Source organism: Shewanella sp. SW24 (assembly GCF_025653395.1).
Lineage (GTDB): Bacteria > Pseudomonadota > Gammaproteobacteria > Enterobacterales > Shewanellaceae > Shewanella > Shewanella oncorhynchi.
This window is the reverse complement of the sequence record NZ_JAKKSH010000001.1, coordinates 232,082-247,574: the sequence shown is the minus strand read 5'-3', so window position 1 is coordinate 247,574 and position 15,493 is coordinate 232,082. Positions and strand designations below refer to the sequence as shown.

The window sequence follows — 15,493 nt, the reverse complement described above, 5'->3', positions numbered from 1 at the left end:
ACTGCCGAATGAGCAGTGGGTTAATCCCAGTAAAAAGAGTCCTAGTGGCTCTTTTTTTATGCCCCTCGTTTGCCGCCCATCCCTTATCCCACCGATTTATCCTCCGCTAACTACAAGTGCAATAATTGCGTTTGCAACTATTTGTTATTGTTTTTATTTGATATTTTTTTGACACAGATAGTGAGTTTGTGTCTAAGATTAGAGTAGGAGGCTGGCTAGCCAGTTATCCGTTCCATGACATCACTGGCGTTTCAGGGGGTTTATATGGGCATTTTCGAGCATTACCAAAAGCGCTACGAACAAAAACTCGATGAAGAATATTCTTTGCAGGAGTTTCTGGACATCTGCAAGGGAGATCGCAGCGCTTACATGTCAGCATCAGAGCGACTACTGCTTGCAATTGGTGAAGCAGAAGTCATTGATACCGCAAAAAATCCAACACTTAGCCGTATTTTTTCGAATCGACTTATTTCACGCTATCCCGCATTTAAAGATTTCTTCGGCATGGAAGACGCCATAGAGCAAATTGTGGCTTACCTAAAGCACTCGGCTCAAGGATTAGAAGAATCCAAACAAATTCTATACCTACTGGGCCCAGTGGGCGGCGGTAAGTCATCGCTAGCCGAAAAACTCAAAGCCCTAATGCAAAAAGTGCCCATTTACATTCTGAGCGCGAATGGAGTCCGCAGCCCAGTCAACGATCACCCCTTCTGCCTGTTTGATGTGGAAGAAGATGGACAGCTGTTAAAAGAGGAATTCAACATTCCCAACCGTTATCTGAAAACCATCATGTCACCTTGGGCGGTAAAACGTCTGCATGAGTTTGGTGGCGATATCTCCAAATTTCGCGTAGTAAAAGTCTTTCCATCCATTCTGGACCAAGTGGCAATAGCGAAAACTGAACCTGGTGATGAAAACAACCAAGATATTTCGTCCCTTGTCGGTAAAGTCGATATTCGGCAACTCGAACATTTCTCCCAAGATGATCCCGATGCTTACGCCTATTCAGGCGCATTGTGCCGTGCAAACCAAGGGGTGATGGAATTCGTCGAGATGTTTAAGGCACCAATTAAAGTGCTGCATCCACTACTGACTGCAACGCAAGAAGGTAACTATAACGGCACAGAAGGTTTATCGGCCCTGCCCTATAGCGGGATTATTCTGGCTCACTCAAACGAATCCGAGTGGTCAACCTTCAAAAACAACAAAAACAACGAAGCCTTCCTCGACCGTGTTTACATAGTCAAAGTGCCCTACTGTTTACGGGTCTCAGAAGAACTGCAAATCTATCAAAAACTGCTAATCAACTCTGAGTTATCGAAAGCGCCCTGCGCTCCCGGCACCTTAGAAACCTTAGCGCAATTTAGTGTGTTGTCACGCATCAAGCCCCCTGAAAACTCCTCCATCTACTCTAAGATGCGGGTATATGACGGTGAAAGCCTGAAAGATACCGATCCTAAGGCTAAGTCTTACCAAGAATACCGTGATTACGCAGGTGTCGATGAAGGCATGAATGGACTATCCACTCGTTTTGCCTTTAAGATTTTGTCGCGGGTATTTAACTTCGACCATTCAGAGATCGCCGCCAACCCAGTGCATTTATTTTATGTGCTCGAACGGCAAATTGAACAAGAACAGTTCCCCGGTGATACCGCCGAACGTTATCTTGAATTCCTAAAAGGTTATTTGATCCCTAAATATGTGGAGTTTATCGGTAAAGAAATTCAAACCGCTTACTTAGAGTCTTACTCTGAATACGGCCAAAATATCTTCGACCGCTATGTCACTTACGCCGATTTTTGGATCCAAGATCAAGAATACCGCGACCCAGAAACAGGTCAGCTATTTGACCGCGCCGCCCTCAATGCTGAACTTGAGAAGATTGAGAAGCCCGCGGGGATCAGTAATCCTAAAGATTTCCGTAATGAAATCGTCAACTTTGTGCTGCGCGCCCGCGCGAATCATGAGGGTAACAATCCGCTATGGACCAGCTACGAGAAACTTCGCACTGTGATCGAGAAGAAAATGTTCTCCAACACAGAAGATTTACTGCCTGTTATTTCCTTTAACGCCAAAACGTCGAACGACGATCAACGCAAACACGATGATTTCGTCAATCGCATGATGGAGAAAGGCTATACCAAAAAACAAGTCCGACTCTTGTCTGAGTGGTATTTACGAGTTCGTAAATCTTCTTAAACTTGCGCTAACTAAGTACAGGGCTTTGGTGTTGCCAAAGCCTTCGCTGGGTTTTGGGAGGTGCGTATGGCGAACTTTATCGATAGACGGTTGAATGCGAAAGGAAAAAGCACAGTCAACCGCCAACGCTTTATCAATAGATATAAGCAACAAATTAAAAAAGCCGTCAGCGATGCAGTGACTCGTCGCAGCGTAACGGATGTAGATAAAGGCGAAAAAATCAGTATCCCAACACGGGATATCAGTGAACCTATGTTTCACCAAGGCAAAGGCGGTGTCAGGGATAGAGTGCATCCCGGTAATGACCAATTTACCCGTGGCGATAAAATTGACCGACCACCTGGTGGTTCAGGCGGCGGTTCGGGCAAAGGTGAGGCCTCAAACTCGGGTGAAGGCGACGATGACTTTGTGTTCGAAATCTCTAAAGACGAGTATCTAGAGTTATTGTTTGAGGACTTAGAACTCCCCAATCTACAAAAAAATCGCCTCAATAAACTGGTGGAATACCAAATCTACCGTGCTGGGTTCACCAATGATGGCGTCCCCGCTAACATCAATATTGTCCGTTCATTACGTTCATCCCTTGCTCGTCGCATTGCGATGTCGGCCAGTAAAAAGAAACTATTAAAAGAGTTAGAACAAGAGCTTGCTGAACTGGAAAATATTCCAGGTACTAAGGCAGAGTTGATTTTGGATTTAAAAGCCCAAATTGAGGAGTTAAAACAAAAGATTGCCAGAGTGCCGTTTATCGATACCTTCGATCTACGCTTTAATAACTATTCCAAAAGGGAAATCCCTTCTAGTCAAGCTGTGATGTTCTGTTTAATGGATGTGTCTGGTTCTATGGATCAGGCAACTAAAGATATGGCAAAACGCTTCTATATCTTGCTGTATCTGTTCCTCACCCGTACCTATAAAAATTTAGAAGTGGTTTACATTCGCCACCATACCCAAGCCAAAGAAGTCGATGAACACGAGTTCTTTTACTCGCAAGAAACAGGCGGCACCATAGTGTCCAGTGCATTGAAATTAATGCATGAAATTCAACAAGCCCGCTACCCCGCCGATGAGTGGAATATTTACGCAGCCCAAGCATCCGACGGTGATAACTGGGCTGACGATTCACCTACCTGTAGGCAATTGTTAGAACAAAAAATATTGCCACTCGTGCGCTACTACAGCTATATCGAAATCACCAATCGCGCCCATCAAACCCTGTGGCGCGAATATGAATCCCTGCAACAGCATTACGACAACATCGCCGTGCAGCATATACGTCAAGCCGAAGATATTTACCCTGTCTTTAGGGAGCTATTCAAGAAACAAGCGGTTTAAGGGGGCACTATGGGGATAACTAAATCAACATCTTGGACACCACTGAGCGATGGTCCCGACTGGAGCTTCGAGCTACTGCAGGACTACCTCAAGGAAATTGAACGGGTAGCAGCACTGTATAAGCTCAGCACTTACCCAAATCAAATTGAAGTCATCACCGCTGAGCAGATGATGGATGCTTATGCGGGCATTGGTATGCCCATTGGTTACACCCATTGGTCCTTTGGCAAACGTTTTATCGAAACCGAGCAAGGTTACAAACGTGGCCAAATGGGGCTCGCCTATGAAATTGTGATTAACTCTAACCCCTGCATCGCTTACTTAATGGAAGAAAATACCATCACAATGCAGGCGCTGGTGATAGCTCACGCCTGTTTCGGACATAACAGCTTTTTTAAAAACAATTACTTATTTAAGACATGGACAGATGCGAGCTCGATTATTGACTACCTTGTCTTTGCTAAAAACTACATCAGTGACTGCGAGCAAAAATACGGTGTAGAACAAGTCGAAAGCGTCATAGACTCCTGTCATGCGCTAATGAACTACGGTGTCGATCGTTATAAACGTCCCTCTGAAATCTCATTCAGGGAAGAACAAGCAAGACAAAAGGATCGCGAGGCTTACCTTCAAAGCCAAGTAAATGATTTATGGCGCACCATTCCTACCCATCAACATGAGCAGTCTCAATCTAAAAAACGCCGCTTCCCCGCTGAACCGCAGGAAAATATTTTATATTTCATCGAGAAAAACGCACCTTTGCTTGAACCATGGCAAAGGGAAATAATCCGTATTGTGCGTAAAATGGCGCAATATTTTTATCCGCAAAAACAAACTCAAGTGATGAATGAAGGCTGGGCAACCTTCTGGCATTACACTATCTTGAATCACTTATACGACGATGGCGTGGTTACTGACCGCTTCATGATCGAGTTTTTGCAAAGTCATACAGGCGTTGTGGCTCAACCCGATTACAACAGTCGTTATTACAGTGGCATCAACCCATACGCCTTAGGTTTTGCCATGTTCACCGATATTCGGCGTATTTGTGAAAATCCAACCGATGAAGATAAAGCTTGGTTTCCCGACATTGCCGGCAGTAATTGGATAGAAACGTTACACTTTGCGATGCAAAACTTTAAAGATGAAAGTTTTATTAGCCAATATCTCTCACCTAAAGTTATCCGCCAATTTAAATTGTTTGGTATCCATGATGATGAGAAACGCAATTATCTTTCGGTATCCGCGATCCACGATGAACGGGGCTATCAAGATATTCGCCAGTTACTATCACAACAATATAACCTGTCTAATATTGAGCCGAATATCCAAGTACATAATGTGGAAATCAACGGTGATCGATCCTTAACCTTACATTATGTGCCAAATAACGATATTCCCTTAGCCAATAGCCATAAAGAAGTATTAAAGCATTTACATCGATTATGGGGTTTCACTGTCACCTTAGAGCAAAAAAATGCAGATGCGAGTATTAGCGTCTTAGCATCCTGCCCTGAAGTCAATAAACCAGAATAATAAGCACAATAAAAAGGCCGTTTCCAATTGAAACGGCCTTTTTGTTTATTTAGCGCTATCTTAACGCGATATCACTCACAGAGATTAATGATCTTGAGCAATAGAAGCTGGCATATCTTCGCGTAATTGTAACCACATCTTACCGCTATTCATGCCATAGGTACGCATCAGCGCAGAGACGTCGAGGTAATTTTTCGCCTGAGCCAACAGTTCTAATTCTTTGTAAAAGTTCAATGCTAATAAACGCGCATCTGAGCTGGTAAAGTAATAACGACCAACTCGACTATACAAACCTTTAAATCCGTTTAATATCAAAACGTAAAGTGGATTTCCAGACGAAAACGCTAAGGTGTGATGCAGTAAGTAGTCAAATTCAGCATAGGATTCAGCCGTATCTTCAAGCTGGTGAATCTTTGCAAGTACCTCCACAGCGGTATCCGGGTTATAACGCAAAGCACCGCGAAAATAGATAGCACTGACGTTCGTTCTAGCTGACAAGAGTTGGTCAACCAATACCGGAAAACCCTCGGGATTCAAATCAGCAATAGTCTCAAGGATGTTTAAGCCTGAGGTTTCCCAAAAGTTGTTAACCCGTGTTGGTTTGCCATGCTGAATTTTCAGCCAACCGTCACGCGCCAAGCGCTGAAGCACCTCACGCAGAGTGGTGCGAGTCACACCAATCAATTCTGAAAGCTCACGTTCAGCCGGTAAAATGGACCCTGGAGGAAATTTGTTTTCCCAAATTGATCTCACAATATACTTCTCTGCAAAACTTGCAGGTCCTTTGGCATTGATAATCATCAGCCCACTTATCCAGTTGTTGTGCGTCGTAATGGTCACTGATCATACCAGAGCGGTAAAAAATGGAAACCATTCACTTAAAATCACTGTGTTATCGCCGTGTAAATGTCACAGAATCGCTCAAAAAAACGACCAAGGTCAATACAGGATGGGCCAATTTTGCCGCTTAGCTCCGCTTTTTGAAATGTCGGTATCAGTAACTCATTACATTAGCTTTCTCTTTAGGCTAGACTCATTTAACTAACGCAGGTATTGATAATAATCACGTGCAATTTTTAACATAATTAGAAGAGAGGCTGCCATGCCGGCGACAATGAGTCAGGCGTTTATTGGGAACTTCTTAGGAAATTCTCCTAAGTGGTACAAAACCGCAATACTGTCATTTTTAATTATCAATCCAATACTCTTTTTCTATGTCGACCCCTTTGTGGCTGGTTGGGTATTGGTTCTAGAATTTATTTTTACCTTAGCAATGGCATTAAAATGCTATCCATTACAGCCTGGCGGATTATTGGCAATTGAAGCCGTCGCGATCGGAATGACATCGGCAAGCCAAGTCTTACATGAAATAGAAGCCAACCTCGAAGTATTATTACTCTTGGTGTTTATGGTCGCTGGTATATATTTCATGAAGCAATTGCTGCTATTTGGCTTCACAAAAATCATTACTAAAGTGCGCTCTAAAATTTTAGTGTCATTAATGTTTTGTTTGGCTTCAGCCTTTTTATCAGCCTTCTTAGATGCGTTAACGGTTATTGCCGTCATTATCGCGGTCGCTGTGGGTTTCTATTCTATTTACCACAAGGTCGCTTCTGGAAAAGATTTCGGCGCTGATCACGATCATACCTCTGAAGGTAAAAATGATGATGGTGAAGATCAGTTAAACGAAGAAGAACTCAGTGCATTCCGTGGTTTCCTACGTAATCTGTTAATGCATGCGGGTGTGGGTACTGCACTGGGCGGCGTGTGTACTATGGTGGGCGAACCACAAAACCTTATTATCGCCGCGCAAGCAAATTGGCAATTTGGTGAATTCGCCGTGCGTATGTCACCCGTTACTGTTCCTGTATTAATCTCGGGTATCTTAACTTGTTACTTAGTTGAGAAATTTGGCATTTTTGGTTATGGCGCTAAGTTGCCAACGGCCGTTCATCGGATCTTATGTGAATATGCCGCCCATGAAGATGCGCGCCGTACCAATAAAGACAACATGAAGTTAATCGTCCAAGCCTTAGTGGGTGTCTGGTTGATCGCAGGACTTGCATTGCACTTGGCCTCAGTGGGCCTAATTGGTCTTTCTGTGATTATTTTAACCACAGCCTTTAACGGCGTTACCGATGAGCATGCCCTCGGTAAAGCTTTCGAAGAAGCACTGCCTTTTACCGCGTTATTAGCTGTCTTCTTTGCGGTTGTTGGCGTGATTATCGACCAGCACTTATTCGCACCAGTGATCCAATGGGCACTGAGTTATCAAGGCAATACTCAGTTGGTGATTTTCTATATCGCCAACGGATTGCTGTCTATGGTGAGTGATAACGTGTTCGTCGGCACTGTGTACATTAACGAAGTGAAAGCGGCATTGATTAACGGTCAAATCAGCCGTGATCAATTCGACTTGCTGGCCGTTGCGATTAATACTGGAACTAACTTACCTTCGGTTGCCACGCCCAATGGTCAAGCGGCGTTCTTATTCCTACTAACCTCAGCACTAGCGCCACTTATTCGCTTATCCTATGGCAGAATGGTATGGATGGCATTGCCTTACACTATCGTGCTGTCTATCGTAGGTGTCATGGCGATTCAAACGGGTTTCTTAGAACAAGCTACCCAATATTTCTATGATTCCCAGATAATCATCCATCACAGCGCGAGTGAAGTTTTAGAGCCGATGACTGGACATTAATCTTCTTTATTGACTGAACTTTATTTAATAAGTAGAGTCCAAAAAACGCCCCATGTCTGAGGGCGTTTTTTGTTGATATGGAGCTCACTTTGACTGTAATGACTCGCTTTGCCCATTCCCGTTCATCTTGGTTTATTCTCGCAGGCACAGCCCTTGGGTTAGAAGCAGCCGCACTGTATTTTCAATATGTCATGAAACTGGAACCCTGTGTCATGTGTATTTACCAAAGACTCGCTATTTTTGGTTTATTGGCAGCAGGTCTCATTGGCATGACAGCACCCAAATATCGAATAGTCAGGATCTTAGCTGCCGTGCTCTGGGCCATCAGTGCAACTTGGGGATTAAAACTAGCCTTATCGCTCGTAGATATGCAAGCCAACCCATCCCCTTTTTCAACCTGTTCATTCTTACCTGAATTTCCAGCTTGGATGCCATTACACGAATGGTTCCCTGCCGTTATGATGCCTACTGGCATGTGTACTGATGTACCTTGGGTCTTTATGGGTGTAACGATGCCCGAATGGATGGTAGTGGCTTTCAGTGGCTTCTTAGTCGCTTGGTTACTCTTTATTGTGCCTGTCCTAAGTGGTTCAAATAAACCGTCTCTTTATAAATAACAAGTTTGAGATAAGGCAGGCATAAAACCTGCCTTTTTATTGACGATTGTATTCCACTTATCCCATTCAATCCTCGTAACTTAAACATATGCCAATAGCAAAACAGTGAGAAAGCGCTACACTGGCTCAATGAAAAGTGGTGATTTGGAAACTGGGGATTATGGGAAAAAGTTCGACATCTGAGCCACACACGCCATTAACCCAATGGCAAAACAGTTTGCCATTCAAATTTAGCCTTATTCAGCTCGTCATTGCCGCTATTTTGATTTGTAGTACAGCTTGGGTGATGCTGAGCATTCAACGCCAACAAGTTCTTGATCAGCAAGCCGTGTTAAACCAAAACTATGGCCAGTTGATTATCGCCAAACTGCAAGAAATGACTTCACAGGTTGAAACCGTAGTCGACTCTATTTCCAGTATTGCCAAACTTTACCGCTATGATCATGAGCAACTGGTGAAAACCATTCCCACGTTGCTGAAGCTCGATAGTCAACAACGCATCATCTCTGGTGGCGGCGTCTGGCCGGAACCCGGCGCGTTTAATCAGCAAAAATTTCGAGATAGCCTGTTTTGGGCACACAATGTAAACGATGAATTAGTCGCCATTGATTCCTATAACAAAGACACGTTCCCAAGCTACCACACCGAAGAATGGTATCGCCCGACGCGCTATTTTCCTGCAGGTAAAATTTTCTGGTCAAAATCTTATTTCGATCCGACAACCCATGAGTCAATGATCACAGCCTCAGGCGCTATGTGGATGGACCATCAGTTTATTGGTGCCGCCACTGTGGATATCAGTTTAGAAAAGCTTAATGTGCTATTACGCAATACTATGATTAATGTCAGAGGCTATGTCATAGCCTTAGATCATCAAAACCAAGTACTCGCCTATCCAGATGCCAATAACTATCTTAAGCATCAAACCAATACCAATCATTCTTTCGTCACCTTCAATCATCTCGCCAGCCAACAGCCAGATTTCAGCCCCGTCGAAGTCGCATTACAGAGTGCAGATAAAGCCTTTATAGAAGCGGCGATTGCCGAGCGCGTTTTTACCCAAGAACAGATGCAGCATCTAACGAGACTAAGTCATCAAAATGAGCGTGACATGTTAGCGGCCATCGTAAATAACAATGCTTTAAATCATTTTACTGCCCCGAAATTACTGACGTCGGTAACTTTGGCCCATGATCCAATCCTTAAAACGGCATCCCTCGTTTCGGTATTTCTCATGCCAAATACCTATTGGAAGGTACTTGTCGTCACCCCAATTTCACCGCTGCAGGATACCGCTAAACATTTAATCGAAAAGGTCGGCGTTTATTTAGTCTGTATTCAACTATTAGGCTTAATTCTATTATTCTTACTCCAGCACCGACTATTTATCACCCCCATTATTGAAATCGTCCAAGCCTTAAAACGTAATGATTCCGCCTCTATCGAACTCAAAGCCAATAACAGCCATGACGAAATTGGCTTATTGGCAAAAACATTCCTGTCGCGTACTCGACAGCTTGAAGTGGCAATGGCGAGCTTAGATGCGAGTAACCTGGCACTAGAACAGCAATTGCAGAGCCAAAACCTGTTTCAACTGGAGTTAAAGCGCCATAAAGAACAATTGAGGGCTTTACTTAAATTTTCTCAAAATCTCATCTATATCAAAGATCTTCACGGTAAATATATTCTCGTCAATGACAAATATTGTGAAATCTTAGGTATAGAACGCAGACGCATTATTGGCACCTCTGATTTTGAGATATTTCCCAGCCAATTTGCCCACGAGTATCAACAAAATGATCGACGCGTTCTGCATAATCATGAAGCCATAAACTTCGAAGAAGCTATTCCATCGCCCCTAGGCAATCTTATTTATATCGTGACTAAATTTAAGATCAAAGATGATGACGATACCGTTATTGCAGTCGGTGCTATCGCCTTTGATATCACCTTACAAAAAATTAAAGAGCAAGAACAAGAAAAGTTACTTTTAGGGCAAGTCGAGGCGCTTAATCACCTACAAGAACAAGTTCGCCTCAGTAATCAACATAACCATGAACTCCATCTGCTCCAAGACAAATCAACCCAATTACTTGAGAAGCATCATCAACTCAATCTCAGTCGTGAACAAAGCCAACAGCTAATGCAAAATTTTCTAGCTGAAATGATGACGCAAATTATGCATGAGCAAGATCAGCTACTCGCCAAAGTGTGCCAACTTCAGCCAATAGATAATGCTAACGACCAAAATCAGATTACCGAAATCATGGTGACTCAGGCAGATAAATTGCGACATATTGCCCAGTTATTAACGAATCATCAAAATGACATTCGGCCACTGCATCTCGCACAATTTATGCGCCATCTCTTAGGGTTGCTAAAGGTACAACTAGCTAAAACAAATGTGGAAATAGCGTTAAATTGCGAAGAAAATATCATCATTGATGGCCCTTCTTGGCAATATTTGCAGCTGTTTTATCGTCTAATCACCAACACGTTGAATCATGCATTTAAAGCTCACAATGAACAGCGTGAAATAACCATTAATATCGACAAGTCGAGTGAAGAGTTACACATCAGTATTATCGATAATGGGATAGGTATGACAGAGCCGCAACTCGCACAGTTACGGCAAGAACTAGCGCAAGAACTCTGCCTTGGAACGCTGACCTGTATAAATCTGTGGCTTAAAAATGATCTCAATGGCAGCCTTAGCATCAGTAGCCACTTGAACCAAGGCACACACATTCAATGTCGTTGGCCACTGAGTACAGGTTGAGAACCGCAATAAACAAAGGTGCGTTATTGATCTAACCATGCCTTGGCTTGGCTATGTTCATCGGCGGTAAATACCTTTACCGGACATGGCAGCATGCAGGCTAGCGCATTAACCATAGCATTTGTTTGAGTGGCATTGGCAATCATCACAACCCTTGAAAAATCACTTAAATGAAATAAACCTAATACCGCATCATCCCACAGGGCCCCAACGGATATACCTTCAAATTCAGGGGAAAACTCGTACCAAAGGCGAATACTGGCGTGGTCTTGCAGCTTGGCTTCTATGGCGGGAACCAAATAGCCTTCAACATCCCCATGGTTAACACGGCCAGATGCGACCACAGCCAATATATCATCGGCATGACCCGAAGAAATCGTTAGCATTGAACACTCCTTATCAATACATGAAGGGAAAAATAGTTAAAGCTCATACACTAAAGATACACAGACAATGACATAAATGCGGGAAAGATGGGCTTTTTATTTTAAGCTAACACCATTTTATACATACACATCAGCAATGCAAATGACGCCAAAAGGAGCGAATCCACAGCGATAACTCGCATAACCCAGCAACAAAACTTAGTCGCAGAACTCGATGAAAAATGGTGACCATACGAAATAACATGAGGTGAAGCAAAGAGCAGATATTTACCTCACACTCAAGGCTGCTACTGCTCGAGGTTAACAATAAGTGTGAGGAAACACATGGTACTCAAACGATGGTGATTTACGCTGCTAAAAAATAGTATTAGTCATGACTTACCTAAAATCATGCATTAATAAATAATCTAATTGCTATTCTGACTAAGCACTCACTTGAAGTTTAGCGATTTCTTGATCGAACAAATTCTTAATCAAACTAGAAAACTCAGTAATAAATAAAGTCTGTGCGGGAGTCGCTTTATGGTTGGCAACTGAAGCTAAAATCTCTTCTAAATCATACACAATTGCATCCACTTCACGGATAATCACATTACGTTGCGTAAAAGACAACGATGGGTTTTGGCCACACACCATAATGATCTGTGCCGACAATTGCTCTTCAAATAATTCCATCACAGTATCGTCTGAAACTACCTCTGAACCTGGTGTTTCAAATAAGCCAAGATGTTCAGTTAAATACTGGACCAAATGCATGTAACCATCTTTATCTGTGACCATTTTTTACCCTTTAAACTCATTAACTTAATATCTATTGTGATGCTATTAATAGCACATCAGAAAATATCAAAGAAGCCAAAAGCTCGGCTTCTTATCAAGATCTCGCATACGCCACTTATTTAACTCTAGCCTATCTTCGATAACAGACGTATTGATCTATACCAATCTTATTGAAGTTACTGAGTTAAGGTTAGTACAAATGACACAGGAACAGCTTGACTAATGCTCGATAAACCCGCAATTTCACGTAATTTATCAATCCCAGCCACAAGATCAAACTCATTGGCATTAACAATTACCGGTTGAAAACTGTTCACTAAAAGTTTGTTATCAGAAACTTTAGTGATAATCACCGAAAAAGCCTTAGTTTGCGATTTGCCGTGTAACGCAATTTTTCCATCAATATCAAAAACTTTACTCTCACCGACGCCAAGATTTTTTAGTATCTTAGGGTCTACTTGTGATGACAGTTTCAGCTCTGGATACAAAGACACTTCAAATAACAAATTTTGCATCCGCTCATCGCGGACATCAATACCCGTTGCCACACCGATTAGTGGAATTGTTAATTCAAATTGACCGTTATCTTTTAGCGTACCTTTGAGTTGTTTAAAGTGATGGACTTCACCTATATCACCTTTCTTTACCGAAATAAAACTGACCCGCGAATCTTGTTCTATCACTTGCCATTGCGCGGCACAGCTAAAACTGGCCATAGCAGATAAGGCGACAATTCCCATCCATTTTTTCATCGTATCCGTCCTTAAATAGTGAGTTTAAAAGCCATGTCGTAAAGAAAATCGACATCCGCAACAGGCTAAAATCCTGCCCAGTTAAACGTGATCAACATCACCTAACTTAAGCTAAAGATACTCTGTTTATCCATTAGCGACCAGTAAACTATGATTCATACGCGCACTAACCATTTATCTAAGCTATTGGCAAAAGCTTGTTTATCTGCTTGAGAAAACGAATCAGGCCCGCCGGTGTGCACGCCAGAACCGCGCAAATCCTCCATAAAATCGCGCATCGTCAGCTTTTGTTTTATGTTATCGACGGTATAAAGCTCGCCACGGGGATTGAGCGCCAAGGCGCCCTTTTCAATGATTAAAGCCGCTAAGGGGATATCCGCAGTGATCACTAAATGCGTCGGTTCCACATGATCGACAATATATTGATCTGCCACATCAAATCCCGCACCGACTCGAATTTGGCTGATATAGGGAGATGGCGGTACGCGGATCATTTGATTAGCCACCAGCACCAGCGGCAGGGATTTGCGCTCTGCCGCTCGAAACAGGATTTCTTTGATAGGATTAGGGCATGCATCCGCATCAACCCAAATTTTATAATCACTCAATGTCTTTTAACTCTGTTGTTAGGTTCACGAGCTCAATTTTATGCCGAGCTATACGCCGTACTAAGGCGCTAAACGATCGATTTCCCACTCTGCATCATGGCGAGTATACATAAAACGATCATGCAGCCTGTGTTCTCCACCCTGCCAAAATTCAATACTCGAAGGTCTCACTAAGTAACCGCCCCAAAAACTGGGTAAAGGCACATCGCCCTTGGCGAACTTAGCTTTCATTTCGAAGAATTTGCCTTCAAGTACTTGTCTCGCGCTGAGTTTACTCGACTGCTGCGATACCCAAGCCGCAATTTGGCTGTCCTTAGGACGGGTCATAAAGTATTTAAGCACTTCAGCGGTGGACAGTGCCTGCGCTTCACCAAGCACAGATACTTGACGCTCTAGAGGATGCCAAGGGAAATGCAAACTGACTTTATTATTAGCAGCAATTTGCTGTGCTTTGCGGCTGCCAAGGTTAGTAAAAAATACGAAACCTGTGTCATCAAAACGCTTAAGTAATACTATTCGTTGAAAAGGTTGGCCGTGCTCATCTACAGTCGCCACACACATGGCGGTGGGATCGCTAAGCTCAGCATCCCTCGCCTGCGTCATCCACAATTCAAACAAGTCCATCGGGTTTTGCGGTAAGTCGGCACGTCTTAAGCCGCCTTTGGCATACTCGCGGCGGATATCACTGAGATCTGTCATAGGGTTTCCTTAAGCAAACACCAAAAATTCACATGAGTTCAGGGATCAGCACTTCAGCCTGAAGCTGCTGATAGTGGCTAAAACCAATGTTATAACCTTGCTCGGTCGTTAATGAACACCGCCCTAAGCATAAATGGGCAGGAAATCCCTGCGTTGAGTCGTCGGTATTAAAGCGGATTGTGTCCCAACTGACAGGAGCAAACAAGGTTAATAGACGCCCCAATAGATCTTGCGGATATAAGGCTAAATCCAGATTCGTTTCAAAGCTCACATAGGAGCTAGCGCACGCATTCTCGCTTTGAGGCGTAATATGCAAAGTAACATAATATTTGCCCCAAAGACCGTTCATCGAAAAGCCTGACGGATCAAATAAATGGGCGTCAATCTCAAATTCAGGGAGTAAATCGTTAAGTTCGAGTGCTGCGCAAATCTCATCTTTACTCTGCGAGCCGCCATTAAGATAGTCAGCAAATTCGCCACGAATGTGGTACATCAACAGCTCACTAGTTTGATCATCCTTTGGTGCTCGATAATCACTGTCAGAGCAGAAAAAATAGTGATGATGGCAGTCGAGATGGCCTACTCGAAAGGCTTTACCGGCAATACGTTGGCGCAGTTTGCCAATATCCTCGGAAAAACTCGTGGTTTGCAGATGAGCTTGGTATTCGTTTTTACGCTGATAACTCACCAATGCCATGGCAGGCACGCCAAGCGCGCCGATAAAGTAACAAGCGGCGTCCACTAAGGTACTGTTACCACAGGTGAGCATGACAAATCTGTCGTGCCATACAAACAAGCTGGATTCACTCAACAGATAAGCATCACAGTCCGCATTACTTAACTGCGACAGTATCTCGGCGTGGGCACAGTTGACTAAGGCAGACCAAAAACTCACATCGAGTTCTCGTAAATTCGGCGCAGACGCCGTCACGATAATCTCGAGTTTTTTTTCTGAACCTTCAAAAAACATCAACCCTTTGACCTCATGATCGTCACTCATCCTTTACTTGATCCTAGAACAACGCGATTTTACACGACTAAAACGGCAATAAAAGTGAAAAATCTGTCCTTATAAAAACAAAAATCAGCCGAGGTTAC

The 15,493-nt window shown here is 43.2% G+C and carries 13 protein-coding genes; 6 read left to right on the top strand and 7 right to left on the bottom strand.

Annotated elements, in window-relative coordinates; translation table 11 throughout:
* Positions 1–264: 264 nt before the first annotated feature.
* The 3 genes from L5M17_RS01120 to L5M17_RS01110 all read left to right on the top strand — a co-directional run bounded on the left by L5M17_RS01120 (position 265) and on the right by L5M17_RS01110 (position 5,070).
* Positions 265–2,199 (top strand): PrkA family serine protein kinase, encoded by a 1,935-nt coding sequence (locus L5M17_RS01120; RefSeq protein ID WP_105253139.1) that lies wholly within the window; start codon positions 265–267, stop codon positions 2,197–2,199.
* A gap of 66 nt (positions 2,200–2,265) precedes the next feature.
* Positions 2,266–3,534, top strand: coding sequence for a YeaH/YhbH family protein (locus L5M17_RS01115; RefSeq protein ID WP_006081286.1), 1,269 nt, complete (start codon positions 2,266–2,268; stop codon positions 3,532–3,534).
* A 9-nt stretch (positions 3,535–3,543) separates the two neighbouring features.
* The gene (locus L5M17_RS01110; protein WP_263144610.1) at positions 3,544–5,070 is read left to right on the top strand and encodes a SpoVR family protein; all 1,527 of its coding nucleotides are present in this window, start codon (positions 3,544–3,546) and stop codon (positions 5,068–5,070) included.
* Positions 5,071–5,154: 84 nt separating this feature from the next.
* On the opposite strand, the gene fadR is transcribed toward L5M17_RS01110, so the two are convergent.
* Positions 5,155–5,871 (bottom strand): fatty acid metabolism transcriptional regulator FadR, encoded by a 717-nt coding sequence (fadR, locus tag L5M17_RS01105; protein WP_028760321.1) that lies wholly within the window; start codon positions 5,869–5,871, stop codon positions 5,155–5,157.
* A gap of 301 nt (positions 5,872–6,172) precedes the next feature.
* Between fadR and nhaB the strand changes: the two genes are divergently transcribed.
* The 3 genes from nhaB to L5M17_RS01090 all read left to right on the top strand — a co-directional run bounded on the left by nhaB (position 6,173) and on the right by L5M17_RS01090 (position 11,170).
* On the top strand, positions 6,173–7,774 hold the full coding sequence (nhaB, locus tag L5M17_RS01100; RefSeq protein ID WP_028760322.1) for a sodium/proton antiporter NhaB: 1,602 nt from the start codon (positions 6,173–6,175) through the stop codon (positions 7,772–7,774).
* A gap of 89 nt (positions 7,775–7,863) precedes the next feature.
* The gene (gene dsbB / locus L5M17_RS01095) at positions 7,864–8,391 is read left to right on the top strand and encodes a disulfide bond formation protein DsbB (RefSeq protein ID WP_028760323.1); all 528 of its coding nucleotides are present in this window, start codon (positions 7,864–7,866) and stop codon (positions 8,389–8,391) included.
* 160 nt (positions 8,392–8,551) lie between these two features.
* Complete coding sequence (locus L5M17_RS01090) at positions 8,552–11,170, top strand: PAS domain-containing protein (protein ID WP_263144608.1); 2,619 nt, start codon at positions 8,552–8,554, stop codon at positions 11,168–11,170.
* 23 nt (positions 11,171–11,193) lie between these two features.
* On the opposite strand, the gene L5M17_RS01085 is transcribed toward L5M17_RS01090, so the two are convergent.
* The 6 genes from L5M17_RS01085 to L5M17_RS01060 all read right to left on the bottom strand — a co-directional run bounded on the left by L5M17_RS01085 (position 11,194) and on the right by L5M17_RS01060 (position 15,365).
* Positions 11,194–11,556 (bottom strand): STAS/SEC14 domain-containing protein, encoded by a 363-nt coding sequence (locus L5M17_RS01085; protein WP_028760325.1) that lies wholly within the window; start codon positions 11,554–11,556, stop codon positions 11,194–11,196.
* Positions 11,557–11,979: 423 nt separating this feature from the next.
* Positions 11,980–12,336 carry a DUF3802 family protein gene (locus tag L5M17_RS01080; RefSeq protein WP_028760326.1) on the bottom strand — a complete coding sequence of 119 codons (357 nt, stop codon included), beginning with the start codon at positions 12,334–12,336 and terminating at the stop codon, positions 11,980–11,982.
* A gap of 176 nt (positions 12,337–12,512) precedes the next feature.
* Positions 12,513–13,088 carry a YceI family protein gene (locus L5M17_RS01075; protein ID WP_263144606.1) on the bottom strand — a complete coding sequence of 192 codons (576 nt, stop codon included), beginning with the start codon at positions 13,086–13,088 and terminating at the stop codon, positions 12,513–12,515.
* Between the two features lie 155 nt (positions 13,089–13,243).
* On the bottom strand, positions 13,244–13,696 hold the full coding sequence (locus tag L5M17_RS01070) for a YaiI/YqxD family protein (RefSeq protein ID WP_263144604.1): 453 nt from the start codon (positions 13,694–13,696) through the stop codon (positions 13,244–13,246).
* A gap of 60 nt (positions 13,697–13,756) precedes the next feature.
* Positions 13,757–14,395 (bottom strand): pyridoxamine 5'-phosphate oxidase, encoded by a 639-nt coding sequence (pdxH, locus tag L5M17_RS01065; protein ID WP_263144601.1) that lies wholly within the window; start codon positions 14,393–14,395, stop codon positions 13,757–13,759.
* 28 nt (positions 14,396–14,423) lie between these two features.
* On the bottom strand, positions 14,424–15,365 hold the full coding sequence (locus L5M17_RS01060) for an S-adenosylmethionine decarboxylase proenzyme (protein ID WP_263144836.1): 942 nt from the start codon (positions 15,363–15,365) through the stop codon (positions 14,424–14,426).
* Positions 15,366–15,493 lie beyond the last annotated feature (128 nt).

Bases quoted from the DNA above. Each gene is read 5' to 3' on its own strand.
- L5M17_RS01120 (WP_105253139.1), top strand. From the start codon at position 265: ATGGGCATTTTCGAGCATTACCAAAAGCGCTACGAACAAAAACTCGAT.
- L5M17_RS01115 (WP_006081286.1), top strand. From the start codon at position 2,266: ATGGCGAACTTTATCGATAGACGGTTGAATGCGAAAGGAAAAAGCACA.
- L5M17_RS01110 (WP_263144610.1), top strand. From the start codon at position 3,544: ATGGGGATAACTAAATCAACATCTTGGACACCACTGAGCGATGGTCCC.
- fadR (WP_028760321.1), bottom strand. From the start codon at position 5,871: ATGATTATCAATGCCAAAGGACCTGCAAGTTTTGCAGAGAAGTATATT.
- nhaB (WP_028760322.1), top strand. From the start codon at position 6,173: ATGCCGGCGACAATGAGTCAGGCGTTTATTGGGAACTTCTTAGGAAAT.
- L5M17_RS01090 (WP_263144608.1), top strand. From the start codon at position 8,552: ATGGGAAAAAGTTCGACATCTGAGCCACACACGCCATTAACCCAATGG.
- L5M17_RS01085 (WP_028760325.1), bottom strand. From the start codon at position 11,556: ATGCTAACGATTTCTTCGGGTCATGCCGATGATATATTGGCTGTGGTC.
- L5M17_RS01080 (WP_028760326.1), bottom strand. From the start codon at position 12,336: ATGGTCACAGATAAAGATGGTTACATGCATTTGGTCCAGTATTTAACT.
- L5M17_RS01075 (WP_263144606.1), bottom strand. From the start codon at position 13,088: ATGAAAAAATGGATGGGAATTGTCGCCTTATCTGCTATGGCCAGTTTT.
- pdxH (WP_263144601.1), bottom strand. From the start codon at position 14,395: ATGACAGATCTCAGTGATATCCGCCGCGAGTATGCCAAAGGCGGCTTA.
- L5M17_RS01060 (WP_263144836.1), bottom strand. From the start codon at position 15,365: ATGTTTTTTGAAGGTTCAGAAAAAAAACTCGAGATTATCGTGACGGCG.